General features: G+C 54.3%; 28 protein-coding genes. 12 read left to right on the top strand and 16 right to left on the bottom strand.

The features are described from left to right. Nucleotides 1–6: 6 nt before the first annotated feature. From ACOTXF_RS12245 to soxR, 4 genes are all read right to left on the bottom strand, one after another. Nucleotides 7–1,653 carry a Na+/H+ antiporter gene (locus tag ACOTXF_RS12245; protein ID WP_008503391.1) on the bottom strand — a complete coding sequence of 549 codons (1,647 nt, stop codon included), beginning with the start codon at nt 1,651–1,653 and terminating at the stop codon, nt 7–9. Nucleotides 1,654–1,803: 150 nt separating this feature from the next. Beyond that, on the bottom strand, nt 1,804–3,153 hold the full coding sequence (gene ghxP / locus ACOTXF_RS12240; RefSeq protein WP_008503390.1) for a guanine/hypoxanthine transporter GhxP: 1,350 nt from the start codon (nt 3,151–3,153) through the stop codon (nt 1,804–1,806). Nucleotides 3,154–3,447: 294 nt separating this feature from the next. Further along, complete coding sequence (locus ACOTXF_RS12235) at nt 3,448–4,119, bottom strand: glutathione S-transferase family protein (RefSeq protein ID WP_008503389.1); 672 nt, start codon at nt 4,117–4,119, stop codon at nt 3,448–3,450. A 374-nt stretch (nt 4,120–4,493) separates the two neighbouring features. Further along, nucleotides 4,494–4,952 (bottom strand): redox-sensitive transcriptional activator SoxR, encoded by a 459-nt coding sequence (soxR, locus tag ACOTXF_RS12230; RefSeq protein ID WP_008503388.1) that lies wholly within the window; start codon nt 4,950–4,952, stop codon nt 4,494–4,496. A gap of 98 nt (nt 4,953–5,050) precedes the next feature. Here soxR and soxS point away from each other — a divergent pair, with 98 nt between their 5' ends. Then, nucleotides 5,051–5,377, top strand: coding sequence for a superoxide response transcriptional regulator SoxS (gene soxS, locus ACOTXF_RS12225; RefSeq protein ID WP_008503387.1), 327 nt, complete (start codon nt 5,051–5,053; stop codon nt 5,375–5,377). A gap of 6 nt (nt 5,378–5,383) precedes the next feature. Here the strand turns inward: soxS and ACOTXF_RS12220 are convergent, their stop codons facing one another. Next, nucleotides 5,384–6,949, bottom strand: coding sequence for an EAL domain-containing protein (locus ACOTXF_RS12220; protein ID WP_232926932.1), 1,566 nt, complete (start codon nt 6,947–6,949; stop codon nt 5,384–5,386). Between the two features lie 636 nt (nt 6,950–7,585). Between ACOTXF_RS12220 and ACOTXF_RS12215 the strand changes: the two genes are divergently transcribed. Continuing rightward, nucleotides 7,586–7,867, top strand: a complete 282-nt coding sequence (locus ACOTXF_RS12215; RefSeq protein ID WP_008503385.1) for a YjcB family protein — start codon at nt 7,586–7,588, stop codon at nt 7,865–7,867. 62 nt (nt 7,868–7,929) lie between these two features. Here ACOTXF_RS12215 and ssb1 read toward each other — a convergent pair whose 3' ends face one another. Next, nucleotides 7,930–8,454 carry a single-stranded DNA-binding protein SSB1 gene (ssb1, locus tag ACOTXF_RS12210; protein WP_008503384.1) on the bottom strand — a complete coding sequence of 175 codons (525 nt, stop codon included), beginning with the start codon at nt 8,452–8,454 and terminating at the stop codon, nt 7,930–7,932. 250 nt (nt 8,455–8,704) lie between these two features. Here ssb1 and uvrA point away from each other — a divergent pair, with 250 nt between their 5' ends. After that, a complete protein-coding gene (gene uvrA, locus ACOTXF_RS12205; protein ID WP_047745038.1) occupies nt 8,705–11,527 on the top strand; it encodes an excinuclease ABC subunit UvrA in 2,823 nt (940 codons plus the stop codon). A 3-nt stretch (nt 11,528–11,530) separates the two neighbouring features. Here uvrA and ACOTXF_RS12200 read toward each other — a convergent pair whose 3' ends face one another. From ACOTXF_RS12200 to tyrB, 4 genes are all read right to left on the bottom strand, one after another. Beyond that, on the bottom strand, nt 11,531–11,884 hold the full coding sequence (locus ACOTXF_RS12200; protein WP_008503382.1) for an MmcQ/YjbR family DNA-binding protein: 354 nt from the start codon (nt 11,882–11,884) through the stop codon (nt 11,531–11,533). Between the two features lie 2 nt (nt 11,885–11,886). Further along, the gene (locus ACOTXF_RS12195) at nt 11,887–12,303 is read right to left on the bottom strand and encodes a secondary thiamine-phosphate synthase enzyme YjbQ (protein ID WP_045417704.1); all 417 of its coding nucleotides are present in this window, start codon (nt 12,301–12,303) and stop codon (nt 11,887–11,889) included. A 113-nt stretch (nt 12,304–12,416) separates the two neighbouring features. Next, nucleotides 12,417–13,130, bottom strand: a complete 714-nt coding sequence (aphA, locus tag ACOTXF_RS12190) for an acid phosphatase AphA (RefSeq protein WP_047745039.1) — start codon at nt 13,128–13,130, stop codon at nt 12,417–12,419. A gap of 259 nt (nt 13,131–13,389) precedes the next feature. Then, nucleotides 13,390–14,583 carry an aromatic amino acid transaminase gene (gene tyrB / locus ACOTXF_RS12185; protein WP_045417710.1) on the bottom strand — a complete coding sequence of 398 codons (1,194 nt, stop codon included), beginning with the start codon at nt 14,581–14,583 and terminating at the stop codon, nt 13,390–13,392. A gap of 206 nt (nt 14,584–14,789) precedes the next feature. Here tyrB and ACOTXF_RS12180 point away from each other — a divergent pair, with 206 nt between their 5' ends. The 7 genes from ACOTXF_RS12180 (at nt 14,790) to ACOTXF_RS12150 (ending at nt 18,294) form a co-directional block, all read left to right on the top strand. Then, nucleotides 14,790–15,347: a DUF2589 domain-containing protein gene (locus ACOTXF_RS12180; RefSeq protein WP_045335167.1), complete on the top strand. Its 558-nt coding sequence runs from the start codon at nt 14,790–14,792 to the stop codon at nt 15,345–15,347. Nucleotides 15,348–15,422: 75 nt separating this feature from the next. Beyond that, nucleotides 15,423–16,025, top strand: coding sequence for a DUF2589 domain-containing protein (locus ACOTXF_RS12175; protein WP_045417716.1), 603 nt, complete (start codon nt 15,423–15,425; stop codon nt 16,023–16,025). Beyond that, a complete protein-coding gene (locus ACOTXF_RS12170; protein ID WP_045335165.1) occupies nt 16,025–16,474 on the top strand; it encodes a lysozyme in 450 nt (149 codons plus the stop codon). Before ACOTXF_RS12175 ends, ACOTXF_RS12170 begins: the two co-directional genes overlap by 1 nt. Nucleotides 16,475–16,488: 14 nt before the next feature. Further along, on the top strand, nt 16,489–16,971 hold the full coding sequence (locus ACOTXF_RS12165) for a ribonuclease domain-containing protein (RefSeq protein ID WP_045417719.1): 483 nt from the start codon (nt 16,489–16,491) through the stop codon (nt 16,969–16,971). A gap of 24 nt (nt 16,972–16,995) precedes the next feature. Further along, complete coding sequence (locus ACOTXF_RS12160) at nt 16,996–17,532, top strand: hypothetical protein (RefSeq protein ID WP_049107607.1); 537 nt, start codon at nt 16,996–16,998, stop codon at nt 17,530–17,532. Nucleotides 17,533–17,603: 71 nt separating this feature from the next. After that, complete coding sequence (locus ACOTXF_RS12155) at nt 17,604–18,008, top strand: hypothetical protein (protein WP_045335161.1); 405 nt, start codon at nt 17,604–17,606, stop codon at nt 18,006–18,008. Between the two features lies 1 nt (nt 18,009). Next, nucleotides 18,010–18,294 carry a hypothetical protein gene (locus ACOTXF_RS12150; protein ID WP_045335159.1) on the top strand — a complete coding sequence of 95 codons (285 nt, stop codon included), beginning with the start codon at nt 18,010–18,012 and terminating at the stop codon, nt 18,292–18,294. 92 nt (nt 18,295–18,386) lie between these two features. On the opposite strand, the gene ACOTXF_RS12145 is transcribed toward ACOTXF_RS12150, so the two are convergent. Next, a complete protein-coding gene (locus ACOTXF_RS12145; protein WP_223861881.1) occupies nt 18,387–18,980 on the bottom strand; it encodes a helix-turn-helix transcriptional regulator in 594 nt (197 codons plus the stop codon). Nucleotides 18,981–19,360: 380 nt separating this feature from the next. Here ACOTXF_RS12145 and ACOTXF_RS12140 point away from each other — a divergent pair, with 380 nt between their 5' ends. Then, nucleotides 19,361–19,837 carry a hypothetical protein gene (locus ACOTXF_RS12140; protein WP_249577485.1) on the top strand — a complete coding sequence of 159 codons (477 nt, stop codon included), beginning with the start codon at nt 19,361–19,363 and terminating at the stop codon, nt 19,835–19,837. 40 nt (nt 19,838–19,877) lie between these two features. Here the strand turns inward: ACOTXF_RS12140 and alr are convergent, their stop codons facing one another. Continuing rightward, nucleotides 19,878–20,957, bottom strand: a complete 1,080-nt coding sequence (alr, locus tag ACOTXF_RS12135) for an alanine racemase (protein WP_234115286.1) — start codon at nt 20,955–20,957, stop codon at nt 19,878–19,880. 16 nt (nt 20,958–20,973) lie between these two features. After that, nucleotides 20,974–22,386 (bottom strand): replicative DNA helicase, encoded by a 1,413-nt coding sequence (gene dnaB / locus ACOTXF_RS12130; RefSeq protein ID WP_008503375.1) that lies wholly within the window; start codon nt 22,384–22,386, stop codon nt 20,974–20,976. A 60-nt stretch (nt 22,387–22,446) separates the two neighbouring features. On the opposite strand from dnaB, the gene ACOTXF_RS12125 reads away from it, so the two are divergent. After that, nucleotides 22,447–23,430 (top strand): quinone oxidoreductase, encoded by a 984-nt coding sequence (locus tag ACOTXF_RS12125; RefSeq protein ID WP_008503374.1) that lies wholly within the window; start codon nt 22,447–22,449, stop codon nt 23,428–23,430. 184 nt (nt 23,431–23,614) lie between these two features. Here the strand turns inward: ACOTXF_RS12125 and pspG are convergent, their stop codons facing one another. The 3 genes from pspG to ACOTXF_RS12110 form a co-directional block, all read right to left on the bottom strand. Beyond that, nucleotides 23,615–23,857, bottom strand: coding sequence for an envelope stress response protein PspG (pspG, locus tag ACOTXF_RS12120; protein WP_023293521.1), 243 nt, complete (start codon nt 23,855–23,857; stop codon nt 23,615–23,617). Nucleotides 23,858–23,993: 136 nt separating this feature from the next. Beyond that, nucleotides 23,994–24,989: a tRNA dihydrouridine(20/20a) synthase DusA gene (gene dusA / locus ACOTXF_RS12115; RefSeq protein ID WP_023293522.1), complete on the bottom strand. Its 996-nt coding sequence runs from the start codon at nt 24,987–24,989 to the stop codon at nt 23,994–23,996. A gap of 82 nt (nt 24,990–25,071) precedes the next feature. Further along, nucleotides 25,072–26,382 (bottom strand): conjugal transfer protein TraF, encoded by a 1,311-nt coding sequence (locus tag ACOTXF_RS12110; protein WP_021242754.1) that lies wholly within the window; start codon nt 26,380–26,382, stop codon nt 25,072–25,074. Nucleotides 26,383–26,543 lie beyond the last annotated feature (161 nt).

The following is a 26,543-nucleotide window of genomic DNA, read 5'->3' as shown; positions in this document are numbered from 1 at the left end:
AGCGCGCTACTGATTCTCTATCAGCAGCGCTTCCAGCAGGTCCAGATCGTGCAGCAGTTTTTGCAGCGTCTCGTTGCTGATCTGGCGCGTGGCGCGCAGGTGATACAGTTCGGCACGCTCTGAGCGCAGCGCTGCCAGACGGAACCGGCGTTCCAGGTTCTCCTCCTGCAGCGAGCTTTCCACATCGTTACGCCCGTCCGCGCGGCGGCGAAGATTACCAATTACGCGGGAACTCACTTCCGTCAGCAGCTGATTATCGATGTTCTCTTCCGCATCCGCGGCCAGACGCTCTTCCATTTTCTGGATGGCGACAATCGCCACTTCGGCGGTCGCTGCACGCGCAATACGCTCTTCCTTGTGCTGCTGGGTCGAATCACCGACATCAATATGCTGGAGTAAAATCGGCAGCATAATCACGCCGACAAACAGTGAGAACAGAATGACGCCCGCCGCCAGGAACACCAGCTCGTAACGCGCCGGGAAGACGTCGCCCGTCGGCAGCAGCAGCGGAATGGAGAGGACACCGGCAAGGGTTATCGCCCCGCGTACGCCCGCAAAAGAGGCAATCAGCAGTTCACGCGTTGTCCACGAACCAAACTCCATCGGCTTTTTCTTCAGGAAGCGGACGCTGAAGTTTTTCATCGTCCACAGCCAGCCGAAACGCACCAGCATCAGCGCCAGGTAGATCAGCACGATGTCGGTAAACAGCATCCAGACTTCAACGTTCGGATCGGCTTCGGCCGCCACCAGCGAGGATTCCATAATGCCCGGCAGCTGCAGGCCCAACAGCAGGAACACCATGCCGTTAAAGACAAACTCCAGCATGGCCCAGGTGCTGTTGGCACGCAGACGCATAGCCAGCGGCGCGCGGCGCATCACGCCGGAGCGGGTAATGGTCATCCCTGCCGCCACTGCCGCCAGAATGCCCGACACGCCGATATGTTCGGCAATCAGATAAGAGGCGAACGGCAGCAGGAACAGCAGCACGATCTGCGTCGCGGGTTCATCGCCGCCCCAGCGGCTGAGGAAGCGCAATGAGCGGCCGTACAGCCAGCTCACCACGAAGCCCGCGAGAATACCGCCGATGGCTACCTTAAAGAACTCCAGCGTCGCGCCGCCGACGGTAAAGACCATCGTGCCCATCGCAACGGCCACGGCAAACTTCAGGGCAACCAGGCCGGAGGCGTCATTCATCAGCGCCTCACCCTGTAAAATCCCCATGATTTTCTTCGGAATGCGGCCTTCGCCCACAATGCCGGACAGCGCCACGGCATCGGTTGGCGACAGCACGGCGGCCAGCGCAAAGGCAGGAATTAACGGGATACCCGGTACCGTCCAGTAGATCAGGAAACCAATCCCGACGACGGTAACCACCACCAGCGCAAGCGCCAGGCCGAAGATCTCTCGCCCGTGCTCAAGGAACTCGCGCGTGGGCGTTTTCCAGCCATCGGCAAACAGCAGTGGCGGGATGAACAGCACGAGGAACAGTTCGGGGTCAAATTCCACGTGCAGGCCAAACGTCGGCCACGCCAGCAGCGCGCCGATGGCAATTTGCATTAATGGCAGGGGGACCTGAAAGGGCAGTACGCGTGTAACCACCCCGGATAGCGAGACCACAAGGGTCATGATGAGTATTGTGAAGAAGATTTCCATGCGTTCCCTGTTTGCTGTGTTGCTTATGTACTCCGGAAGGCGTCGTGCCTTTTATTCTATCTTCCCCAGAGTAACGCAAAAGGCAACAGGATGAGTCCTGAAAATAAAAACGGGCGGCCTGAGCCACCCGTTTTCGCATCAAAGGACAACTCAGATTGCCCAGCCGCCCGCGTAAAACGCCACCAGCGCAACGGCAATCACAACGGTGCCAACGTTGAGCTTGCGCCATTCACCGGAGACCAGACGACCAATCACCAGCGACGCGAAGCCGATCATAATGCCGGTCACGATGTTACAGGTCAGTACGATGAAGACCGCGGTAATCAGGCCAGACATCGCGTCAACGAAATCCGCAAAGTCGATTTTCGCCACGTTGCTCAGCATCAGCAGGCCAACGTACATCAGCGCTGGCGCGGTCGCGTACGCCGGAACCAGATAGGAGAGCGGGGAGAGGAACAGGATCAGCATGAACAGCACGCCCACGGTGATCGCCGTCAGGCCGGTTTTACCGCCCGCCGCCGTACCCGCTGCGGACTCGATGTACACCGCCGCAGGCGCTGCACCCACCAGGCCCGAGAAGACGCTGCTCAGGGAGTCCGTAGTCAGCGCTTTGCCGCCGTCAATAATCTGACCGTCTTTATCCAGCAGGTTCGCCTGACCGGCCACCGCACGAATGGTACCGGTCGCGTCAAACACGGCGGTCATCACCAGCGCCAGCACGCTTGGCAGGATCACCGGGTTGAGCGCGCCAACGATATCGAGGCTGCCAATCAGGGAGTTGCCTTTGTCATCGCTCAGCGACGGCATGGCGAAAATGCCGGAGAAGTGGACGTTCGGATCGAAAATCAGGCCCACAATGGACACGCCGATAATAGTCAGCAGAATGCCGCCCGGGACTTTCAGTTTTTCCAGACCGATAATCACCGCCAGGCCGATCAGCGACATGATCACCGGGAAGCTGGCGAAGTGGCCCAGCGCAACCGGCAGGCCGTCCAGCGGGTTCTTGATAACCAGACCGACGCCATTGGCGGCGATCAGCAGCAGGAACAGGCCGATGCCGATGCCGGTACCGTGCGCCACGCCCTGCGGCAGGTTGCGCAAGATCCAGCTACGGATGCCGGTCGCTGAAATAACGGTAAACAGCACACCCATCAGGAACACGGCGCCAAGCGCAACCGGTACGCTGATGTGCTGGCCCAGCACCAGGCTGAACGCGGTAAACGCGGTCAGGGAGATGGCGCAACCAATCGCCAGCGGCAGGTTCGCCCACAGGCCCATCACGATAGAGCCCACGCCGGCCACAAGGCAGGTCGCCACAAAGACAGCCGCTGGCGGGAAGCCCGCTTTGCCCAGCATACCCGGCACAACGATGACGGAATAAACCATCGCCAGAAACGTTGTCAAACCGGCAACGATTTCCTGGCGCACGGTGCTGCCGCGGGCCGAAATTTTAAACATGGCGTCAAGTGAACCGCCAGTACGCGCAGATGGCGTAGACATAGAAAACATCCCCTGAGAGTTTTTTAGGAAGTCCGTAAGCGAGGTGGAGACGCCACTGCCAGCTAAACGTCAAATCCTTGTGTTGCGTTTGCGACGAAAGGGCGTCACAGAAAAAGCAAACGTTTAGCTCCGCGCTTACAAACGGGTGGTCAAATTAAGGCAAACGATTATCTAGCCTAATCCCCGCCCTTTTCAACTGAACTTTATCGTTTTTCGCTAAAATTCCCTTATGACGCTGAAGAAATAAACAGAGGATGCGCAAACGTTATCGTCCATGCGCAATTTGTTTACATTTCAATCCTCACCCGGAATGGATAACGGTCCCCCTTGTGCCAGGGTTCGTTGCCAGCCGGGGCTGTTTTCAACTTTCGTTTTCCATGCCTGACTATGCGGCAGGTTGTCGATACCGCCGCGCGCCAGCAGGGCAAAGATCGGGAAGCTCATTTGAATGTCGGCCATGCTGAGCGAATCCCCGGCAAACCAGCTGTTTTTAGCAAGGTGCGACTCAATAAAGCGCGCATGGGTTTCCAGCTGGCGGTTAAGGTACGCTTTCTGCACCCCCTGCCCAAGCGCTTTGCCCAGGGTTCGGATACCAAACGGCACCGGCGGCTTGCCGAGACTGCTGAAGACCAGCTTCATTAGCAGCAGCGGCATCAGCGATCCTTCCGCGTAGTGCAGCCAGAAGCGATACTGCACCTTATGCGCCGGATCTAAAGGCTTAAGCCGCGACTCGGCATCGTATGTTTCCTGCAGATACTCCAGAATGGCGCCAGACTCCGCGAGGATCAGCCCGTTATCTTCGATGACCGGCGATTTGCCCAACGGATGCACCTTTTTGAGAGCCTCCGGCGCAAGCATGTTCTTTTCGCGCTGATAGTGAACGATCTCATAAGGCAGACCGAGTTCTTCCAGCGCCCAGATCACGCGGTGCGAACGCGACTGGTTAAGGTGGTGTACCGTGAGCATGGTTTTCTCCTGTTATTCATACTTTTTAACTATAGAAAATCGAACAACACCGCGAAAAAAATTCGGCTAAAAACCGGTCAGCGACGCTGGCGAAAAAACGGGTCTTGCATAGAATTAAAGTGTCAGCACAATCCGGAACCTCCCCAACCAGCTCGACATGAGGGGTGCTGACGTCGGGGGAAACCCTCCCGTGAACCAGCGGGATAGAGAGAAAGACAAAGACCGGGAAAAACTAAAGCGCCCTTTGTGGCGCTTTAGTTCTTTATGTATGTGGGGTTTTGCCGGGTGGCGGCTGCGCCTTACCCGGCCTACATTTGACGGTTTGGTAGGCCGGGTAAGCGAAGCGCCACCCGGCGAATGGGCTACACGCACGCTCAATCCTCTTCCAGCAACCGCGCTCCCGTCCCCTGCTCGCCCAGTTTGTCGCCGGGGTTACGCAACGGGCAGTCGCTGCGCGACAGGCAGCCGCAGCCGATACAACCGTCCAGCTCATCACGCAGCGCGACCAGCGTATGGATACGCCTGTCCAGCTCTTCTCGCCACTGGGATGAAAGCTCTTTCCACTCTTTCGGGCTCAGCGTATGCCCTTCCGGCAGCACGCCAAATGCCTCGCCAATGGTAGCCAGAGGAATGCCGATTCGTTGCGCAATTTTGATAATCGCCACGTAGCGGAGCACGTCGCGGGTATAGCGACGCTGGTTGCCGCCGTTGCGGATGCTTTTAATTAACCCTTTGCTTTCATAGAAGTGGAGCGCAGATACCGCAACGCCGCTTCGCTTTGCCACTTCGCCGGGGGTTAACAGCGCTTTAATGCGCGGCAATCTCTTTTCCATAAAACCTCTTTACCTCAAGTTAACTTGAGGAATTATACTCCCCCGCAGAGAAAACGACGAATCAACCGAGAAAGTTGTATCTACAGAGGGGCAACCTTATGTCGCATCAGCAGATTATTCAGACGCTTATTGAATGGATTGACGATCATATCGACCAACCGTTGAACATTGATGTGGTCGCGAAAAAGTCGGGCTATTCGAAATGGTATTTACAGAGAATGTTCCGCACGGTCATGCATCAGACGCTGGGTGAGTACATTCGTCAGCGCAGGCTGCTGCTGGCGGCGCAGGCGCTACGCTCAACGCAGCGGCCGATTTTTGATATCGCGATGGATCTTGGCTATGTGTCGCAACAAACCTTTTCCCGCGTGTTTCGCCGCGAGTTTGACCGCACGCCGAGCGACTATCGCCACCAGTTGAATTAATTACTCTCAGTGCAAAGGTTGCTGCTGCCAGGTCATAAATTCCTGGGGCGGCATCGCTTTCGCGAAGTGCCATCCCTGACAAAACTGCACGCCGCGCTTCAACAGCCAGCTCACCTGCTCTGCCGTCTCGACCCCTTCCGCAATGGTTTTCAGCCGCAGGCTTTGCGCCATCTCGATAATATGCTCGGCAATCAGGTGGCTGGTGCTGTTGGTTGTTAAGGTATCGATAAACGATTTGTCGATTTTCAGAATATCGACGTTCAGCGAGTAGAGGTTGTGCAGGTTCGAATAGCCGGTACCGAAATCATCGATCGCCACTTCATACCCCGCCTGACGGAAAGCCTGAATCACCGGCGTGGTTTTAGGCACATCGATAAAACCGCGTTCCGTCACTTCAATTTTGATTTGCTGCGCGCGGACGGCGTAGTGGCGAGCCTTCTCAGAAATCATGGCGATCAGCCGCGAGGAGTGGAAATCCGTGGCCGACAGGTTAATCGAAATATAGAGATGCGGGTGCTCGGCCAGGAAATGGCCCAAATCGCTGAACACTTCCTCAACGACGTAATCCGTAATCCGCTCGCTCATCCCCTCATTTTCAGCCAGCGGAATAAACTCAGCCGGGCTCATCACCTGCCCGTTAAAACCCGGCCAGCGTAACAACGCCTCCGCGCCGACACACCGGTTGTTCTTAATATCAATAATCGGTTGATAGTGCACGCAAAGCTGGCGTTTGTTCAGCGCCCGATGCAGTAAACGCCCCGGCGAATTAAGCTCACGATGAGTACGGGACCAGACCAGCAAAATAATAATGCTGCAGATCATGCCCAGCGGCAGCGTTAATGTCGCCTGATGATAAAGCGTTTCATAAAAGCGTTTATTCGATGTCGACACGATGGCCGCAATCGGTCTTTTGGGGGATGTGACGATCGTATAAAAGCGGTTATCTTTTTGAAATACCGATTCCTTATCCCGAATCAGCGAATTTAATAACGAAACGTTGGCTTTCTGACTGACGGAAAAGAAAGCATTGGTTACCGTGTCGTAAACCCCCCACGAGAGAGAATGATCCGCGGACATGACTTCGCTGTATGAAAGTGGATTAACGACCACTACATAATTTCCGCGCTGCATATATGTCATTTTATAGCCAGTATAAAATGGGGTGTCGCGATAATAATAGATAGCGACGTCAGGTTTTCGCGTGTAATCAGCGACGGGTATGGCGTAGGGTTGATCCGGTGTAAAAACGGTCGAACAAAGAAAATTCTGACCTTCAGCGTAAATTAAATCGGCAACAAACAGGCGACCACGAACAACGTTCAACATATATTGACGGTGTCCCGGGGTACAGAGCTCGCCCCGATATTTTTCTGCCTCGTCCCGGGCCAGATCAACCTGTTGTATAACCAGCTCAGTTTTGTCTAAAGCCAGTTCAGCAAATGTCCGTAGCTGGGCGCTTGTTTCAGACACGGCTCTTAGCTGGGCAAACCATAGCGCAAGCATCACCGGCAGCATAACTACCATGATGATCCCTACCATCCTGAGCATCTTGCGCCACGCGCTACGATTCATTTCCCGCCCTATATCCCTTCATGTTGTACGCCTGTAGTAATGAAGGCCGGATGCTGTGTTAAACAGGTGATTACGTTGCATGAATCATGCGAAGTTAGCAACTGACTTTTCGTATTAAAAATCTTAAATTTCGTTATGACGATAATATTTTCCCGTAAGTGAAACTGTAAGTATTCGTTCCGTTTCAATTAAGGAAAATAATTATCCAGCCCTCGAGGACGGAGGGAAGATAACACAACAGACGATCGTTGATTAAGCCAAACTTCTGGCAGCATGAAAAAAGCGCACCTTTATCATGACGTTTTATGCTATTTACTGTGGGGCTTTGTGTGCGTTGATTTATAAATAATCAGTCTTCGCCGCACTATTTTATGATTCGACTGAGCCCCCTCTTATAAAAACCGAATTTGAGGTAGCACTACTAGCCCGATGGACGTTTCCGGCACGCTGGGGGGCGCCTCCTCGCGCGCCGAAGGCAGGGCCAGCCTGCACACACTCTTTACCTGAGGAATAAAAACCGTTTTTTGATCGCACAGACACTGGCGAATAAATCAACAAATGTGATATAGTTCACACATATTCTGTAACGAGAAACACCGTTTCATTCAGGTCGTCTGTTTTGTAGAGGATGGGTTTATGGCAACCATTACTACCAGCATGGTTCTCCTGCGCTGGCCTTTGTTGAGTGCGGTACTGATGTTTTTGGCCAGCACGCTGAACATTCAGTTTCGTAAATCTGACTACGCGGGTCTCGCTGTCATCAGCACGCTGTTGGGGCTGGGTGCAGCATGTTGGTTTGCAACGGGGCTGCTTGGCATTACCCTGCTGGATATCGCCGCCGTCTGGGAAAATATCAAAGTGGTGATGGTTGAAGCGATGAGCCACACGCCACCAGACTGGCCAATGGTGATTACCTGATCCCTTTATGGAATAAAAAAACCCAGACGATGTCTGGGTTTTTTGTTTGAAGGACGCACAAATCAGAACGGAATGTCGTCGTCGAAATCCATTGGCGGTTCGTTAGACGGCGCCGGAGCAGACTGCTGCTGCGGGCGAGACTGCGCGCCGCCGCTGAACTGGTTGCCACCCTGCGGCTGCTGAGGCTGACCCCAACCGCCCTGCTGCTGGCCGCCACCTGCTGGTGCGCCACCGCCCTGACGGCCACCCAGCATCTGCATGGTGCCGCCGACGTTAACCACGACTTCAGTGGTGTACTTCTCAGCACCGGACTGATCGGTCCATTTGCGGGTACGCAGCTGGCCTTCGATATAGACCTGAGAACCTTTACGCAGATACTCACCGGCCACTTCTGCCAGTTTGCCAAACAGCACAACGCGGTGCCATTCGGTCTGCTCTTTCATCTCACCGGTCGCTTTATCACGCCAGGATTCGGAAGTAGCCAGCGTAATGTTGGCAACTGCGCCACCACTCGGCATGTAGCGTACTTCCGGGTCCTGGCCCAGATTACCGACGAGAATCACCTTGTTTACGCCTCTGCTGGCCATGTTCGTGTCTCCTGAATACGTTTCTTAATAGTGTAAACGCGCGAGTGTACCATTTCCATGCTGCACTTTGATAGTTGCGTAGCACGTTCCAGAGTTCTCCCGCAACTCGACATTGTTACACAGCGAATCAGAAAATGCATTCCAATACTGTATATTCAAACAGGTCAAATTGTGTCATAATTAGCCGTTTCTGACAGCCGTTTGTCCTTCAAACAAACCAGGCAATCCGTGTTCCAACCGGGAAAGGTGAATGGATAAGATCGAAGTTCGGGGCGCCCGCACCCACAATCTCAAGAATATCAACCTCATAATCCCTCGCGACAAACTCATTGTCGTGACCGGGCTTTCGGGGTCTGGCAAATCCTCACTGGCTTTCGACACTCTGTATGCCGAAGGACAGCGTCGTTACGTTGAATCGCTCTCGGCGTACGCGCGTCAGTTCCTGTCGCTGATGGAAAAACCGGATGTCGACCACATTGAAGGGTTGTCTCCTGCTATCTCTATCGAGCAGAAGTCCACGTCGCATAACCCGCGCTCCACGGTCGGTACCATTACTGAAATTCATGACTACCTGCGTCTGCTGTATGCCCGCGTGGGTGAGCCGCGCTGCCCGGACCACGACGTCCCGCTGGCGGCACAGACCGTGAGCCAGATGGTGGATAACGTGCTGTCTCAGCCGGAAGGCAAACGCCTGATGCTGCTGGCGCCAATCATTAAAGAGCGTAAGGGTGAGCACACCAAAACGCTGGAAAACCTGGCAAGCCAGGGCTATATCCGCGCCCGTATTGACGGCGAAGTGTGTGACCTGTCCGACCCGCCCAAGCTGGAACTGCAGAAGAAGCACACCATCGAGGTGGTGATTGACCGCTTTAAGGTGCGTGACGATCTCGCCACGCGTCTCGCAGAATCGTTTGAAACGGCGCTGGAGCTCTCCGGCGGCACGGCCGTGGTTTCCGACATGGACGACCCGCAGGCGGAAGAGCTGCTCTTCTCCGCCAACTTTGCCTGCCCGATTTGCGGCTACAGCATGCGCGAGCTGGAACCGCGCCTGTTCTCGTTTAACAACCCGGCGGGCGCCTGCCCGACGTGTGACGGTCTGGGCGTCCAGCAGTATTTCGACCCGGACCGCGTGATCCAGAATCCGGAGCTGTCGCTGGCGGGTGGCGCCATTCGCGGCTGGGACAAGCGTAACTTCTATTACTTCCAGATGCTGAAGTCGCTGGCGGAGCACTACAAGTTCGACGTGGAAGCGCCGTGGGCCAGCCTGAGCCCGAGCGTACACAAAGTGATCCTGTTTGGTTCTGGCAAAGAGAACATTGAGTTCAAGTATATGAACGATCGCGGCGATACCTCCGTGCGTCGCCACCCGTTCGAAGGGGTGCTGCACAATATGGAGCGCCGCTACAAAGAGACCGAATCCAGCGCGGTGCGCGAGGAACTGGCGAAGTTCATCAGCAACCGCTCCTGCGCCACCTGCGAGGGCACGCGCCTGCGTCGCGAAGCGCGCCACGTGTTTGTGGAAAATACGGCGCTGCCGACCATCTCAGACATGAGCATCGGCCACGCGATGGACTTCTTCAATAACCTGAAGCTGTCCGGCCAGCGCGCCAAAATTGCTGAAAAAGTCTTGAAAGAGATTGGCGATCGCCTGAAGTTCCTGGTGAACGTCGGCCTGAACTACCTGACGCTTTCACGCTCGGCAGAAACGCTCTCCGGCGGTGAAGCCCAGCGTATTCGTCTGGCGAGCCAGATTGGTGCGGGCCTGGTGGGCGTGATGTACGTGCTCGATGAGCCGTCCATCGGCCTGCACCAGCGCGATAACGAACGTCTGCTCGGCACCCTGGTTCACCTGCGTAACCTCGGTAACACGGTGATTGTGGTGGAGCACGACGAAGACGCGATCCGCGCCGCAGACCACGTGATCGACATCGGCCCGGGCGCTGGCGTCCACGGCGGCCAGGTGGTGGCGGAAGGCACGCTGAAGGACATTATGGCGGTGCCCGAGTCGCTGACCGGCCAGTACATGAGCGGCAAGCGCAAGATTGAAGTACCAAAACAGCGCGTGGCGGCGAACCCGGAAAAAGTGCTGAAGCTGACCGGCGCGCGCGGCAACAACCTGAAAGACGTTACCCTGACGCTGCCGGTGGGCCTGTTTACCTGCATTACCGGCGTGTCCGGTTCCGGTAAGTCGACGCTGATCAACGATACGCTGTTCCCGATTGCGCAGACGGCGCTGAACGGCGCGACGCTGGCCGAACCTGCACCGTACCGTGACATTCAGGGGCTGGAGCATTTCGATAAGGTTATCGACATCGACCAGAGCCCGATTGGCCGTACGCCACGCTCTAACCCGGCAACCTATACCGGTGTTTTCACGCCCGTACGTGAACTGTTTGCCGGTGTGCCGGAAGCGCGTTCACGCGGCTACACGCCGGGACGTTTCAGCTTTAACGTGCGCGGCGGCCGCTGTGAAGCGTGCCAGGGCGACGGCGTGATCAAGGTTGAAATGCACTTCCTGCCGGATATCTACGTGCCGTGCGACCAGTGCAAAGGCAAGCGCTATAACCGCGAAACGCTGGAGATTAAGTACAAGGGCAAGACCATCCACGAAGTGCTGGATATGACCATCGAAGAGGCGCGTGAGTTCTTTGACGCCGTCCCTGCGCTGGCGCGTAAGCTGCAGACGCTGATGGACGTCGGCCTGACCTACATTCGTCTGGGGCAGTCCGCCACGACGCTGTCCGGCGGTGAAGCGCAGCGCGTGAAGCTGGCGCGCGAGCTGTCAAAACGCGGCACCGGTCAGACGCTGTATATCCTGGATGAGCCGACCACCGGTCTGCACTTTGCTGATATCCAGCAGCTGCTGGACGTGCTGCATCAGCTGCGCGATCAGGGCAACACCATCGTGGTCATCGAGCATAACCTGGACGTGATTAAAACCGCGGACTGGATTGTCGATCTTGGCCCGGAAGGTGGCAGCGGCGGCGGTGAAATCCTCGTCTCCGGTACGCCAGAGACCGTTGCAGAGTGCGAAGCCTCGCACACCGCGCGCTTCCTTAAACCGTTGCTGTAATTGTCACACGGAGAGTTGCTGTCGGGTCGTTTCCGGCAGCAGCTCAACCGCCTGCTGATAGGACGCGTCCACCAGGTAGTAAATTTGCGAGCCTGGAATCGATCCATCCAGATAGACGGTGCTCCAGTGCGCCTTATTGAGGTGCTGGCTCGGCCTCACGTCATCATGCTGCTGACGGAGTAAATCGGCCAGTTCAGGGCTGGTTTTCAGCGACGCCGCCGGACGGCCCTCCACCTCTTTCACCATCGCAAACAGCACATCTCCCACCTTAACCTGCGTGGCTTTCCAGTCGCTATGGACGCTCTGCTCCGCGCCGGGCTTGCTCATGCAGTACTGAAGTATCTCCGAAATTGTCATCTTTATTCCCCTTGTAGCGTGGCGATAATTTTACGCGAACCACCGTGAATGCGATGCTCTCCCAGCCAGATCCCCTGCCACGTTCCCAACAGCAGCCGCCCGTTGTGGACCGGCAGCATCAACGATACGCCCAGCAAAGAGGATTTAATATGTGAAGGCATATCGTCCGCCCCCTCATAGTCATGCTCGTAGGGGGCGCTATCCGGGACGCTCTTCAGAAAATGCCGTTCCATGTCAGACCGGACGGTAGGATCGCAATTTTCATTCAGCGTCAGTGAGGCAGACGTATGCTGAAGCAGCAGATGCAGCAAACCCGTTCTGACGCGCGACAGGTCGCGGAGTTGCCCGATGACTTCATCCGTCACCAGGTGAAATCCGCGTGGCTTCGCGCTTAAGGTCAGGGTCTGTTGGTACCACATAGGCTGCTCCGTGATGAAAGATGAATCTTTCTAAGTGTGCAGCAAGAAGGCGAAAGGTAAAACCCGCAGCAGCGAGATTTGATTAAAAAAGAGTCAAACTCGCCGCCAGGGGCTCAATACTCCGAGTTGACGATCACCTCTTCACCAAACTTTCCGGCCATCGGCAGGGGTCGATAGGTCGAGTTAGACGCGCGTAACACCCTGATCCCTCTGGCACCAGCATCCTGTGCGGCGGTAATGTCGTTATCCGAATCGCCATAAAACACTTTGACGTTTTTCTTTTCCAGCCACTGGATTTTGGTGTTTTGCCCCTCTTTGTCACCCGCAAAGATGACCGGGTTCATGTTGGCTGCCGGGATCTGGAAATCGTCCTGCAGGGTTCTGGAGACGGTTTCCGTTTTAGTCTGGCTACGGCCGGTGACGAAGTAAATGCTGTCACCGCGCTTAACGTGCATAGCAATAAGCGCCCGGGCGACCTCTTTCGGGATGCTGTACTCGTCCCAGCCGTTATTCATTTTTTCCCAGAACTCCGGATTCTTCAGATACGCTTCGCTGTCCGGTGAATACATTTTTTTGCCGCGCCAGAAGCCAGGGCTTGAGAACAGCACGGTATCGTCAATGTCGAAGCCCACGGCCATTGGCGCGCGTCCCATCAGGCTGTTTTCGATTTGGGCCACGGAGACCCAGTGAATGGGCGCCTGTTCGGCAAGCATGGCGGCGGTGGTGCCGGTGTAAAGCGGCGTCGGCGCCGAGGCACGTGCGACGACGGCGCTATTAAGTGAGAACAATAAGCAGGCGGCGCTGAGCGCCAGTGTGATCTTGCGCATGTTTTCCCCTGAATATTCAGCTTGTTATCGTTTTATTTTGAGTGAATGGTCAAAAAACTATCCGACCTTAACCCCAGCGGGAGGTGAAGGGAAGGAGTTTTTGCTTATGAAGCGGAATAAAAAGAAGACGATCACAAAGTGTGGATGAGTGATGTAGGCCCGGTAAGGCGCAGCCGCCACCGGGCAAGATTTTCTGCGGCCTGATGCCCTCACCCCAGCCCTCTCCCACAGGGAGAGGGAGATAAAAAGTAGTGAGTACTTACATCACAGCTGCAAACGCCTGCGCCACGCGGTGTACGTTGCCGGCATTCAGGCCCGCCACGCACATACGGCCGCTGGCGATCAGGTAGACACCGAACTCTTCGCGCAGGCGATCGACCTGTGCCGCGCTCAGTCCGGTATAGCTGAACATCCCGCGCTGCTTGAGCAGATAATCAAAGTTATGCCCTGGCACGGCCTCTTTCAGGACGTTAACCAGCGCCTGACGCATCGACAGGATGCGCTTACGCATCGCTTCCACTTCGGCAAGCCAGGAGGCTTTCAGCGTTTCGTCACCGAGAACCGTCGCCACCACCTGAGCACCAAAGTTTGGCGGGCTGGAGTAGATACGGCGCACCGTCGCCTTCAGCTGGCCCAGCACGCGGCCCGCCGCTTCGGCGTCTTCACACACCACGGACAGGCCACCAACGCGTTCACCGTACAGGGAGAAGATCTTAGAGAAGGAGTTACTCACCAGTACAGGCAGCCCGGCGCTGGCAGCGGCACGGATGGCATAGGCGTCTTCTTCCATACCCGCGCCAAAGCCCTGGTAGGCAATGTCGAGGAACGGGATCAGGTTACGGGTCTTCAGCACCTCGATCACCGCATCCCACTGGGCATGGGTGAGATCCGCCCCGGTTGGGTTATGGCAGCATGGGTGCAGCAGCACAATACTGCGCGCTGGCAGCGTGTTCAGCTTTTCCAGCAGCGCGTCAACGCGCACGCCGTTCGTTTCGCTGTCGAACCACGGATAGGTCGCCACCTTAAAGCCCGCGCCCTCGAAGATCGCAACGTGGTTTTCCCACGTCGGGTCGCTGACCCACACGCCTGAATCCGGGAAGTATTTTTTCAGGAAGTCTGCACCGACTTTCAGCGCACCCGAGCCGCCCAGCGTCTGGATAGTCGCCACGCGTTTTTGCGCGAGCACAGCGTGATCGGCGCCGAACAGCAGCGGTGCAATGGTGTTGCGATAAGCGTTTAGCCCTTCCATCGGCAGATACAGAGACGCGCCGTGTGGAACCGCGTTCAGACGCGCTTCGGCTTCGGCAACGGCTTTTAATTGAGGAATAATGCCATCCTCGTTGTAATACAGACCGATGCTGAGGTTCACTTTGTCGCTGCGAGGATCTTCTTTGAAACGCTCCATTAAGGAGAGGATAGGGTCGCCGGCATAGGCGTCAACTTTCTGAAACACGCGATGGTTCTCCGGAATTCGATGAGGCAGGGATTTCAACAATAAACCGGAATATCACGCAACACCACCCCTTAAGATTATCCTGCGATCGGCATAGGTTTTTTGCGTCCTTTAGCCATGACATTTACCCAATATTTTCCCCTTCTCGCTTTCCGTAATGTGACTCCTGCGCAACCGCGCATTCACTGATTCAAGGAGTTCACATCATGGATTCACAATTTATTGGTTCAGTTATTAACGCCCTGCCGCTGGAGCATATGATCGGCGGTCCGCTGCAGGCGATGATCAAAGCACAGGTTCAGGCGAGCAAGTCCTATACCGACTTCCTGCTCTCTGTCTGCATTAAAGACGGCAAAGCCGTCGCGATCGAGTTCGACTACGACGAAACCGTGGTAGACGAACAAGGCGTGAACAAAGGCAGCGTGACCCGCAAGATGAGCATTCCGCTGCTGGCGGCGATCACGCACCCTATCATCTGTATCGAAGACGGCACCATCGACTTTGAGCTGGAAGTGAGCCAGAGCGAAGCCAGTTCCAGCAGTACCGAAGCGGAGGCCTCCGTGGAAGCGTCCGTCGGCTGGGGTGTCTTTAAAGCCAAAATGACCGGCAAGGTCTCCCATAAATCGGAGCAGACCCGTTCGACCGATACACGCGCGAAATACTCCATTCATACCCAGATCAAACGCCAGGAGCCACCAGAAGCTCTGCAGCGCGTAATTGACTATCTGACCAACGCCAAAACCAAGCCTGTCGCCGCGCAATAATCTTCCACGCCGCGACATACGTGCGATTCCGTAACGCAGGGGCTACCCGGGTAGCCCTTTTTCCAGGAGCGAAATATGTCTTTTAAAAAATGGCTGCGCGGCGGCAAGGATGAAGAGCCGGAAAACAGGACGGACAAAGAGGATGAAGGCACGCCGCCGGTACAGGAAAACACGCCCCCTACGCCGCCAGCCGATATTCCCGGCGTGCCGATCTCGCTTGAAGATATCACGCGCGGGATGCAGTACGCGGCCACGGCAGCCAACGAACTGATTGCTCAGCAGTATATGAAAGCGCTGGATCCCTTTTTCGAACCTGCTGAGGACGGTTCGTTGGTTCCACGCACGGTACAGCTGGCACTGGATGAAAAGCACTACTTTGACCTGCCCTTGGTCGCACTTTCAACGCCGCGCGGACTGATGCTGGAGAAAATGAAGGTCAACCTGACGATCCGTACGGAAGGCATGCAGGCACCTTCCCGCCAGTCCGGTGAAAACGAATTTGGTCGCTTTCATGTCAGCCTTTCGCCTTCCAGCGATAACAAAGGCGGGCGTGACAGCCGCCACGTCGATGTGGAGATGCAGTTTACCGCGCTTGAGCCACCGGAAAGCGTTATGCGCTTGATTGACGAATACACCAACAAGGTGATTCCCCGTCCGAAAGCAGAGGAGACTCCGTAATGCACACACAACCAGAACGTACAGGTGACAAGGGTATTCAGCTGATTTGCCAGTTTGAAGGACTGAAGCTGGAGCGTTATCGCGATGCCGTAGGTTTATGGACCATCGGCTATGGCCATTTGATCCTCAAAGAGGAGATGGAAAAGCTCACCAAAATTACTACCGGCGAAGCCAAAGATCTGCTGCGCAAAGATCTGAAACGCACCGAGGACGGCGTGAAAAAGCTGCTGAACCAGCCAGCAACGCAGGCGCAATTCGACGCGCTGGTTTCCTTCGCCTTCAACCTCGGCGTTGGCAATTTAAAGAAATCAACGCTGCTAAAAAAATTCAACGCGGGCGATGTTCAGGGTGCCGCACTGCAGTTCAAAAGCTGGAATAAGGCAGGCGGGAAGGTATTGGCCGGTCTGACGCGTCGCCGCGAGGCGGAAATGAAGTTATTTCTTGGTTAAATTTGGAGGTTAACATGACATCATCTGTGGCTTTAAAAAAAGTGATTTTCTTTGTACCCCTGCTTACCGTTATGCAGGTCAATGCAGCGTTACCCACCTGCGAGAGTGAGATTAAGGACGTTAATACCTTCCTGTCTTTACAGGGTACCGCCCGAATAAATGATGTGGATGATCTGGCAAAAATATTGCGCAGTCTCACACAAACTGGGCGACTGCCGCCGCGCTACATCACCAGTGATGAAGCGAAACGTCAGGGATGGTCGGGTAATGAAACAGAAACACTCTGGGGTATTAAACCCACCAATAACAAATGGATAGGCGGGGATAACTATGTCAGTTCAAAACTTCCCTCAGCACAATCCTGGTTTAGCGCCGATATTGATGTTTCTAAAGGATACCGGGGGACCAAACGACTGATCTACACCCTTTCCGGACCTCAGCGCTATATCACCACCGATAAATACCAACATTTAGTGGAAGTAAACGCCTGCAATTAATCCATACGTTAACACCGGAGAAGCATGATGGAACTGAAAACAGAATGTCTTCCAGCAGGCGTGCTCGGCTACAAGGCCTGCAAATATAAAGCAAAAGACTGGGATTCAACGAAGTATCGTAGTGAGGCAACAAACAATGATGAATGGTCTGGATTTTATACGGGTAGTACGGAAACCCTGACATTCGGCTATATGCCAGATTGCACTGACAATCAGGGGAATGGGACGGCCTATCTGAACATTGTGAACATAACTACACCTGCGCGTATTATTGTATGCCAGGATGAGAGATTTAAATCCCCGGTGCAGGACAAGACGGCATTATTAAATGAAATTAAAGAAGCATTACGCAGAATAGAAATTCCCGTAGCGGATAGTGATTTGTTAATACCCACACTAGCCCGCTATCGTTTCTACTTTAAATGTTACAATAACGAAGATAGTAACGATATGGAAATCATTATACCAAACGACCTGGTTGATAACGTAGCGCTACAAAGCTATAAGCAGCAAATATTTATAAATGGCGTTGGTCAGACACTGACCAAATATGTCAAATAGACATAATAATGTGGCTTTTATTCACAAAAAGACCCTCCTGCGAGGGTCTTGTTATCAATGAGGAGATTGTCATGTATACCTCCGTTCCTCCAGCTTTAATTAGCGCTTCACTCCTGGCTCTCGCAGGATTATTCGGTGGTGTCAGTATATCTTTTTTTTGGCAACCACAGCGCTTACATCAGCACAGTAAGTTCATTGCAGGCATTATATTTGGTGGAATCAGTATGGGTGCCGCCGTAGCGTTAGGCGGTCTGGCCGCAAGATGGTTGAAGATTGATTTAAACCAGTCGGATATCACCCTGGGATTAGGTTATATTCTCGGAGCAATGAGCAATGGTCTTATTGTTTGGCTGGCAAATTTTTTTCGCCGTCACGAGCAGCAAGATATTTTTGATGTCGCCTCAGTCATCAAGAAAAGAGTACGTAATGAAGCACTCCCCGACGCATCCCTTATTAATACTGATAAAGAGGACTAACATGAGCAGCGTAACAGACTGGTGGATGTTATTTATAACAATCATGCTGGACCTTGTTATTTCTTTTATTATTCTCTTTTGCGCATACAGTAATAGAATTAAAAAACAGCCTATCCTCTATAAGATAGGATTTGCCGCGATAGCTTTTGGGCTATTTGCACAAAGCGGATTAAACATTGAAAGTTTATTGACAGGCCATGATAATTTTAGCGCAAGTGTTCCTTTTTGGTTTCTTCAGGATGCTGGCACCTTAATGATCATCATTCGTTTCTTTTTAGCAAGATAATTATCGCATGACAAAATGCGTGACAAATGCCATCGTTGTCACGCATTTTTAAATAAAAAGTTTTCAGGATATAACGGAGTATAAATGATAACTCATTTATCAATGTATTTAAAATATAACCTTGCTGCTTGTGTGCGGTTATTCACCTGCAAACGATGAAATATTGATTCCAGATGAACCTTGACGGTACCAGCACTAATGTTCAATGCTCTACCGATTTGCTTGTTTGTTCCGCCATTTGCCAGCAAGCTCAATACTTCCTTTTGCCGCTGGCTAAGCATAAGAACGGGTGAATTAATTGTCGTTGCGGTACCCTGCATAATTACTTGTTCTGGGATACAGATAACTCCCGACAACACTACATTGATAACTTGTACTATTTTTTCAGCAGAGAGTGATTTTGTGAAAACACCTCTAATATTATGATGCTGATAAAGGTTAAAATTTCGCTCGCATGCTTTACGGAACATGATCACTATCGGCACCATCGGCCATTCAAGCTCAAGCTCTTCAACAAACTTAGAATAGTCCATATCGCCATCAAGCAGCACAATCGAAACAGGCATCGACTTGAGCACTTCTTTTGCATCTTCGTAGCTGTTAGTAGCAGAAAAAGTACATTCTGGCATGACTCTCTTCAGTTCATTTTTCATACCATGAATGTAGATCGGTAATTCATCGATCATCAATATATTCATCTCAACTTAACCTCATCCAAGTACTATTCTTTTAGGTTATGAATATTAACATCAACATATTCCAAAAATGAGTATGAGCGCTAATTGAGATCTTATAAAACATCATTTGCCATAGGGTAAATATCATATACAGCATGACTAACATCAAGATGAAGCAGGAGTACAATCCACAAATAATGTTCTGCATCATTTTCTACGAAAAATAGCATTTCCCACAGAGCATATATTCATTCATAACGCTGCTGTTTATTATTTCTGTGCTGTAAACACAATTAACTAAGGAGAAACATGTGCCGTGGTCCAATCAATATGGTTTTAATTATAAAAATATGGTTTTTCAGAATTCGTGCTTCCCGAATTGCCTGCAGATGGTTCTGGCTAATTTCGGTACCTATTCCCGCAACGATATTCTCGAAAACCAGTGGGATGCACTTCAGGTTGCCCACCATCTTCCCGGTCTCGCTGCGCAGGCGCCGAATGAGGATGATGTTAATCGTAACCTGGCACGTACCGATCTAAAAGGAGCTGGCTGCCGGATTATCACTCCGTCAATGCTGGGAGATTACGTTAATCGTCAGGCGCTAGAGCAGGAGACTCAACACTATCTGGCTGACTATAGTGCAATGATCATCGGTGTCGGGCATGCGACAGTGATTTACCGGACCACTACCGGGTTTGTTCATGTGATCCCTTCCCCGGACATCAACCAGGTGCACGTTGAACACTATGCAAACCTGGACCTTAATGTTGTCGAGCATCAGGGGCAACACGCGGTACGAGTGATTAACAGGGCGAACGGGCAACCGATTATTGCCGGAACCTTTGTAATGCTGCTTCGTCCGTAAAACGGTGACGGTGGCTCCCCAGGAGCCACCATTTTGCGGATCAATCCAGATACTTCATCGCCACCCGCGACGTCAGGCGGGTGATAAGTTCGTAAGCACTCACTTTAGTGATTTCAGCAATACGTTCAACGGGTAAACCTTCCCCCCACATCACCACATCGTCGCCGGGTTTATCCTGCGCTTCTGGCCCCAGATCGACGCAAATCATGTCCATCGCCACGCGGCCAACGATCTTCACCTCGCGACCGTTGACCAGCACCGGCGTACCCGTTGGTGCAGCGCGCGGATAGCCGTCGCCGTAGCCCATCGCCACCACGCCGAGACGCGTGTCGCGCTCGCTGGTCCAGGTGCCACCATAGCCCACCGGTTCACCGGCTTTGTGTTCACGTACGGCAATCAGAGTAGACACCAGAGACATCACCGGCTGGAAACCCATGTCCGGCCCCCAGGGTTTATTCTCCAGCGGCGACACGCCGTAAAGAATGATGCCCGGTCGCGCCCAGTCGAAATGCGACTGCGGCCACAGCAGAATACCGCCGGATGCGGCGATCGAGCGCATCCCCGGCTTGCCTTCGCAGAAGGTATTAAAGATATCCAGCTGTCGCTCGGTCGCACCGCACTCGGGCTCATCGGCACGGGCGAAGTGGCTGACAATATTCACCGGCTGGCGCACGTTTTTGCACCGGCATAAACGCTGATAAAACGCTTCGGCGCTTTCCGGACGCACGCCCAGACGGTGCATGCCCGTATCAAGCTTCATCCACACGGTCACCGGCTCGCTCAGCTCAGCGGTTTCCAGCGCGGCCAGCTGTTCTTCGTTGTGTACCGCCGTGTGCAGATGCTGATCCGCGATAGTTGGCAGATCGGCGGCTTCGAAAAAGCCTTCGAGGAGCAGAATCGGCTGGGTAATCCCCCCCGCGCGCAGGCGAAGGGCTTCTTCAAGACGGGCGACGCCAAAGGCGTCGGCATCGGGGAGCGTTCGCGCGGTCTCAAGAAGACCGTGTCCGTAAGCGTTCGCTTTCACGACTGCAACGAGCTTGCTGGAGGGTGCCAGTTCACGCAGACGTTGCAGGTTGTGTCGCAGAGCGCGGCGGTTAATGACAACAGTTGCCGCTTGCATTTGAATTCCTTAGAAATTACTCATCATCATATTGAGGACCGGCATAGTTGTCGAAACGCGACCACTGGCCGTTAAAGGTCAGACGCACCGTCCCGATCGGGCCGTTACGTTGTTTACCAATAATAATTTCGGCGATCCCTTTCAGGTCGCTGTTCTCGTGATAAACCTCATCACGGTAGATAAACATGATTAAGTCGGCATCCTGCTCGATGGAGCCGGATTCACGCAGGTCGGAGTTGACCGGGCGCTTGTCGGCACGTTGTTCCAGAGAGCGGTTAAGCTGCGACAGTGCCACCACCGGCACGTGCAGCTCTTTGGCTAACGCCTTGAGCGAGCGGGAAATTTCGGCGATCTCCAGCGTACGATTGTCGGAGAGCGACGGGACCCGCATCAGCTGAAGGTAGTCGATCATGATAAGGCCGATACCGCCGTGTTCGCGGGCGATACGACGCGCGCGGGAACGGACTTCCGTCGGCGTCAGGCCGGAGGAGTCATCAATATAGATGTTACGTTTTTCCAGCAGAATGCCCATGGTGCCGGAAATGCGCGCCCAGTCCTCATCGTCGAGCTGGCCGGTACGGATGCGGGTCTGGTCCACGCGCGACAGCGATGCCAGAGAACGCATCATGATCTGCTCAGAGGGCATCTCAAGGCTGAAAATCAGTACCGGCTTATCCTGCAACATCGCCGCATTTTCGACGAGGTTCATCGCAAATGTCGTTTTACCCATCGACGGACGCGCGGCGACGATAATCAAATCCGACGGCTGCAGACCGGCGGTTTTCTTGTTGAGATCGTCATAGCCGGTGTTCACCCCGGTCACACCGTCGTGCGGCTGCTGGAACAGCTGTTCGATACGGGCAACGGTGGCGTCGAGGACGTCGGCGATATTTTTGGGGCCTTCGTCTTTGTTGGCGCGGCTTTCGGCGATTTTGAAGACGCGAGACTCGGCAAGGTCGAGCAGGTCTTCACTCGTGCGACCCTGCGGATCAAAACCCGCTTCGGCGATCTCATTCGCCACCGAGATCATCTCGCGGACAACGGCGCGTTCACGCACGATGTCAGCATAAGCGCTGATGTTCGCCGCACTTGGCGTGTTTTTTGACAGTTCTGCCAGATAGGCAAACCCGCCGACGCTGTCCAGCTGTCCCTGACGCTCCAGCGATTCCGCGAGGGTGATCAGGTCAATCGGGCTACCCGACTCCTGCAGGCGCGCCATTTCGGTAAAGATATGACGGTGCGGACGGGTATAGAAATCCTCAGACACCACGCGCTCGGCGACGTCGTCCCAGCGCTCGTTATCCAGCATTAAACCGCCCAACACCGACTGTTCCGCTTCAATCGAGTGCGGCGGGACTTTTAACCCTGCGACCTGGAAATCACGCTCGCGAGGTTCAGTCTGTTTGTTGAAGGGTTTGTTTCCTGCCATAGTGAATGGAGTTACCGAGATAAAGAGTGGGTCGAAAGATTACCACATTCTGGAGGAAGCATGGCAACACGTATTGAATTTCACAAGCATGGTGGCCCTGACGTACTCAACGCGGTGGAGTTCACCCCCACCGCGCCTGGCGAAAACGAAGTGCAGGTTGAAAACAAAGCCATCGGCATAAACTACATCGATACCTATATACGCGGCGGGCTCTACCCGCCTCCGTCGATGCCGAGCGGACTGGGCACCGAGGCGGCCGGCGTCGTCGTCAAAGTGGGCAGCGCGGTTAAGCATATTAAAGAAGGCGACCGCGTGGTGTACGCGCAATCTCCGCTGGGCGCTTACAGCTCCGTCCACAACGTCCCGGCGGATAAAGCCGCCCTGCTGCCCAACGCCATCTCCTTTGAGCAGGCGGCGGCCTCCTTTCTAAAAGGGTTAACCGTTTACTACCTGCTGCGCAAAACCTATGAAATTAAACCCGACGAGCAGTTCCTGTTTCATGCCGCGGCGGGTGGCGTCGGGCTCATCGCCTGTCAGTGGGCAAAAGCGCTGGGCGCAAAACTGATCGGCACCGTGGGCAATGCCCAAAAAGCCCAGCGCGCGCTGCAGGCGGGCGCCTGGCAGGTGATTAACTACCGTGAAGAGAGCATTGTCGAACGGCTGAAGGAGATCACCAGCGGCAAAAAGGTGCGCGTGGTGTATGACTCGGTAGGGAAAGATACCTGGGAAGCGTCGCTGGACTGCCTGCAGCGTCGTGGGCTGATGGTGAGCTTCGGGAATGCGTCAGGCGCAGTCACCGGCGTGAATCTCGGCATCCTGAACCAGAAAGGCTCGCTGTACGTCACGCGCCCTTCCCTGCAAGGCTACATCACCAACCGGGAAGAACTTGAGGAAGCCAGCAACGAGCTGTTCTCGCTGATCGCCAGCGGCGTCATTAAGGTGGATGTGGCAGAAGCGCAGAAATACCCGCTAGCCGACGCGCAGCGCGCGCATGAGGTGCTGGAGAGCCGGGCAACGCAGGGATCGAGCTTGTTGATTCCCTGAGCCCCAAAAAGAAATTGGGCTTCCCGTGGGAAGCCCTTTCTTTTTTTAGTTCGGCTGTATGTAGGGTACAGCGCGATGAATTCTTTAACGGCAGTCATAGTGACAGATTCGATAAGTAAATCCTATTCTGTTCTAAGCCAGGCTGCCGGAAAAGTTACAACTCTGTGACGAACCCCTCAATACCTTAGTAACGGAAGCGGTTATTGCGCTGATAACTGGGCACTTTTGGCGATTTAATCGCCCGTATCACCCACACCGCCGCGACGGCCAGCAGTAACCACGGCAGCAGTTTGATCGTCAGGGCAAACAATCCGCCAATAAACATGACGACCGTCGCCACCACGATAGCCGCCAGAATGCCGAGCAGCGAAATGCCCGTTGCTAACAGCATGACAAAAAAGCCAATCACAAAAAGTAGTTCCAGCATGGTGCTCTCCCACGAGTTCCCGAATGATGCAGCAAACATTACAAGAATCATGCCAGACATAACGTGTTGTTCTTAAAGCAAAACGCCCCGCGAGAATTCGCAGGGCGTGGTGAATTTGACGAACTTTTAGCGAAAGTTATCGCTTGTCCGCCACCAGGCGCAACGCATGTTCCAGCACCTCAATATCGGCCCCGGCTTTATGGGCGTTTTCGCTCAGGTAGCGACGCCACTGACGCGCGCCCGGAATGCCCTGGAACAGCCCAAGCATATGGCGAGTGATATGGCCGAGATACGTACCGTTGCTCAGCTCGCGCTCAATGTAAGGATACATCGCACGCACGACGCCAACCGGATCGGTGTCTGCACCTTCGATGCCAAAGATTTCGCGATCGACCGTCGCCAGAATGCCCGGGTTCTGATACGCCTCGCGCCCGACCATCACCCCATCCATATGTTCAAGATGCGCTTTGGCCTCTTCCAGCGACTTGATGCCGCCGTTAATGGACATCGTCAGGTGCGGGAAGTCACGCTTCAGCTGATACACGCGCGGATAGTCCAGCGGCGGGATCTCACGGTTCTCTTTCGGGCTCAGGCCGGAGAGCCAGGCTTTTCGCGCGTGGATGATGAACATCTCGCATTCGCCCTTGCCGGAGACCGTATTGATGAAATCGCACAGGAATTCGTAGCTGTCCTGGTCGTCAATCCCGATACGGGTTTTGACCGTCACCGGAATGGAAACGACGTCGCGCATCGCCTTGATACAGTCCGCCACTAGCTGCGCGTTCCCCATCAGGCAGGCGCCGAACATGCCGTTTTGCACGCGATCGGACGGGCAGCCAACGTTGAGGTTGATCTCGTCGTAGCCGCGCGCTTCAGCCAGCTTCGCGCACTGCGCCAGGGCGGCCGGATCGCTGCCGCCCAGCTGCAGGGCAACCGGATGCTCTTCTTCGCTATAGGCCAGATAGTCGCCCTTGCCGTGAATGATTGCGCCTGTGGTCACCATTTCGGTGTACAGCAGCGTATGGCGGGAGAGCTGGCGCAGGAAATAGCGGCAGTGTCTGTCCGTCCAGTCGAGCATCGGCGCAATGGAAAAACGGTGTGCAGGGAAAGCGGTCTGTAATTCTGACGACATGGCGAAGTTTTAAGCATCTGGTGGAAAAGGGGCGCTACTATAGCACAAAGAAAAGCCGGAGGCGCAGCGCCTCCGGTGGACTTTAGAACGTCATGCTCAGCTGAGCCCCTGCGCCCCAGGTTTCGTCTTCACCGTACAGGCCCATCAGGTCAACATGCACGGTGCTAAACGGCGCGAAACCGACACCGCCGGTAAAGACATTGCTGTCGTTACCCTTCACGTCGGCACGATAACCCGCACGCACCGCCAGCCAGCTCAGCGGCGTCACCTCGGCACCGACACCCACGTACTGCGATGTATCTTCGCTCTTGAAGCCTTTGGTTTCGGTCAGATCGCCATCGGCGGTCAGCGTCACCAGGTCGTTGTGCCAGGCAGCACCGGCGGTCACCAGCGGACGGATCTGGTAGGTGTCTTTATAGCTCACCACTTCTCCCGTACGGCCGTTGCGGATACGGATATCTTTGGTGTCGATATCACGCGACATCAGGTTTTGTCCGCTCACGCCCACGGTCCAGTGTTCGCCGAAATCGGCCGCAATACCGGCATCCACGTTGAAGCCCGTATCGTCAGTGCGGTAGCGGCTGTCGTTCCACTTGTTACTGTCGTAATCGTAGATTGACGTGGTGTAGTTATAGACCCAGGTTTTTTGCAGTTTTGGCGTAACCCCCACGGAAACCGGGACGCCACCCAGATCGAACTGACGGGCAACAGCAACACCGTAATCGGAGACTATCGCCGCCCGGCCGGATGCCGTTGAGTTGAGGTTTTTGGTGATCTGATCCGTACCATTCAGCGCAGCGTCCAGCGCGACACCGGCAGCCACGACATTGCTTCGTTGAATACGGCGAAGGTAATCAATATCTTGCTGATCGATAGACGAGCTCACCCGGCCATGGGCATAGCCTTTCGCCATGAAGGCTACCGAAAGGACATCGTTAGGGATACTCACCGCAAGCCCTGCCCCTGCCGTTGCGCGTGCGGTTTTGCCTTTGAGATAGTCCAGCTCATCGGCCAGATCTTTGGCCGCGCCCTGGAATTGATTAATGGAACCTAATGGATTGGTGATAATTTCTCGTGGCGTGAGATTATCAACCACATCCTTGTAGTGATTAATTTTGTCGTTGATGTTATCAATCTCGTCCTGAAGATTGTCTTCATCCGTGATTTGCGCGCCAACCGAAGGCAATATGACCGTCACATCATCGTCCGGTTTTGCCTTTGCCAGCAGCGCGGGGTTGATTAACGCCCCACTACCATAGCTTCCCGAAGCCACGCCGGTGCCACCCATTGCGTCGCTGCGTGATTCTGTCCAGGTATTGGCTGCTCCCGCCTGATTTGCCATAAACAAGGAGACAGCAATGCTAACCACCGAAAATTTAAAATTTTTTTTCACAGTATGCCCGTTATAGTCTGTTATGAAATAACCCCTGTCTGTTATCACCCAAACAGGAACGAACTATTGCTGTGAATAAGTAGTAAAAGACCCGCTATTTCTTTCCCTAAGTAAAACTCCCTTACGGCCTGTTATATTTTGTGACGGCCCTCAATATTTAT

The sequence above is a fragment of the Enterobacter cloacae complex sp. IR53041 genome, assembly GCF_049238285.1.
Taxonomy (GTDB): domain Bacteria; phylum Pseudomonadota; class Gammaproteobacteria; order Enterobacterales; family Enterobacteriaceae; genus Enterobacter; species Enterobacter roggenkampii.
Note: the sequence above shows the minus strand (reverse complement) of the source record. Positions and strands in the feature narration are given on the sequence as shown.

Coding starts and splice junctions, on each gene's coding strand:
- ACOTXF_RS12245 (WP_008503391.1), bottom strand. CDS start 1,653: ATGGAAATCTTCTTCACAATACTCATCATGACCCTTGTGGTCTCGCTA.
- ghxP (WP_008503390.1), bottom strand. CDS start 3,153: ATGTCTACGCCATCTGCGCGTACTGGCGGTTCACTTGACGCCATGTTT.
- ACOTXF_RS12235 (WP_008503389.1), bottom strand. CDS start 4,119: ATGCTCACGGTACACCACCTTAACCAGTCGCGTTCGCACCGCGTGATC.
- soxR (WP_008503388.1), bottom strand. CDS start 4,952: ATGGAAAAGAGATTGCCGCGCATTAAAGCGCTGTTAACCCCCGGCGAA.
- soxS (WP_008503387.1), top strand. CDS start 5,051: ATGTCGCATCAGCAGATTATTCAGACGCTTATTGAATGGATTGACGAT.
- ACOTXF_RS12220 (WP_232926932.1), bottom strand. CDS start 6,949: ATGAATCGTAGCGCGTGGCGCAAGATGCTCAGGATGGTAGGGATCATC.
- ACOTXF_RS12215 (WP_008503385.1), top strand. CDS start 7,586: ATGGCAACCATTACTACCAGCATGGTTCTCCTGCGCTGGCCTTTGTTG.
- ssb1 (WP_008503384.1), bottom strand. CDS start 8,454: ATGGCCAGCAGAGGCGTAAACAAGGTGATTCTCGTCGGTAATCTGGGC.
- uvrA (WP_047745038.1), top strand. CDS start 8,705: ATGGATAAGATCGAAGTTCGGGGCGCCCGCACCCACAATCTCAAGAAT.
- ACOTXF_RS12200 (WP_008503382.1), bottom strand. CDS start 11,884: ATGACAATTTCGGAGATACTTCAGTACTGCATGAGCAAGCCCGGCGCG.
- ACOTXF_RS12195 (WP_045417704.1), bottom strand. CDS start 12,303: ATGTGGTACCAACAGACCCTGACCTTAAGCGCGAAGCCACGCGGATTT.
- aphA (WP_047745039.1), bottom strand. CDS start 13,130: ATGCGCAAGATCACACTGGCGCTCAGCGCCGCCTGCTTATTGTTCTCA.
- ACOTXF_RS12180 (WP_045335167.1), top strand. CDS start 14,790: ATGGATTCACAATTTATTGGTTCAGTTATTAACGCCCTGCCGCTGGAG.
- ACOTXF_RS12175 (WP_045417716.1), top strand. CDS start 15,423: ATGTCTTTTAAAAAATGGCTGCGCGGCGGCAAGGATGAAGAGCCGGAA.
- ACOTXF_RS12170 (WP_045335165.1), top strand. CDS start 16,025: ATGCACACACAACCAGAACGTACAGGTGACAAGGGTATTCAGCTGATT.
- ACOTXF_RS12165 (WP_045417719.1), top strand. CDS start 16,489: ATGACATCATCTGTGGCTTTAAAAAAAGTGATTTTCTTTGTACCCCTG.
- ACOTXF_RS12160 (WP_049107607.1), top strand. CDS start 16,996: ATGATGGAACTGAAAACAGAATGTCTTCCAGCAGGCGTGCTCGGCTAC.
- ACOTXF_RS12155 (WP_045335161.1), top strand. CDS start 17,604: ATGTATACCTCCGTTCCTCCAGCTTTAATTAGCGCTTCACTCCTGGCT.
- ACOTXF_RS12150 (WP_045335159.1), top strand. CDS start 18,010: ATGAGCAGCGTAACAGACTGGTGGATGTTATTTATAACAATCATGCTG.
- ACOTXF_RS12145 (WP_223861881.1), bottom strand. CDS start 18,980: ATGATCGATGAATTACCGATCTACATTCATGGTATGAAAAATGAACTG.
- ACOTXF_RS12140 (WP_249577485.1), top strand. CDS start 19,361: ATGGTTCTGGCTAATTTCGGTACCTATTCCCGCAACGATATTCTCGAA.
- alr (WP_234115286.1), bottom strand. CDS start 20,957: ATGCAAGCGGCAACTGTTGTCATTAACCGCCGCGCTCTGCGACACAAC.
- dnaB (WP_008503375.1), bottom strand. CDS start 22,386: ATGGCAGGAAACAAACCCTTCAACAAACAGACTGAACCTCGCGAGCGT.
- ACOTXF_RS12125 (WP_008503374.1), top strand. CDS start 22,447: ATGGCAACACGTATTGAATTTCACAAGCATGGTGGCCCTGACGTACTC.
- pspG (WP_023293521.1), bottom strand. CDS start 23,857: ATGCTGGAACTACTTTTTGTGATTGGCTTTTTTGTCATGCTGTTAGCA.
- dusA (WP_023293522.1), bottom strand. CDS start 24,989: ATGTCGTCAGAATTACAGACCGCTTTCCCTGCACACCGTTTTTCCATT.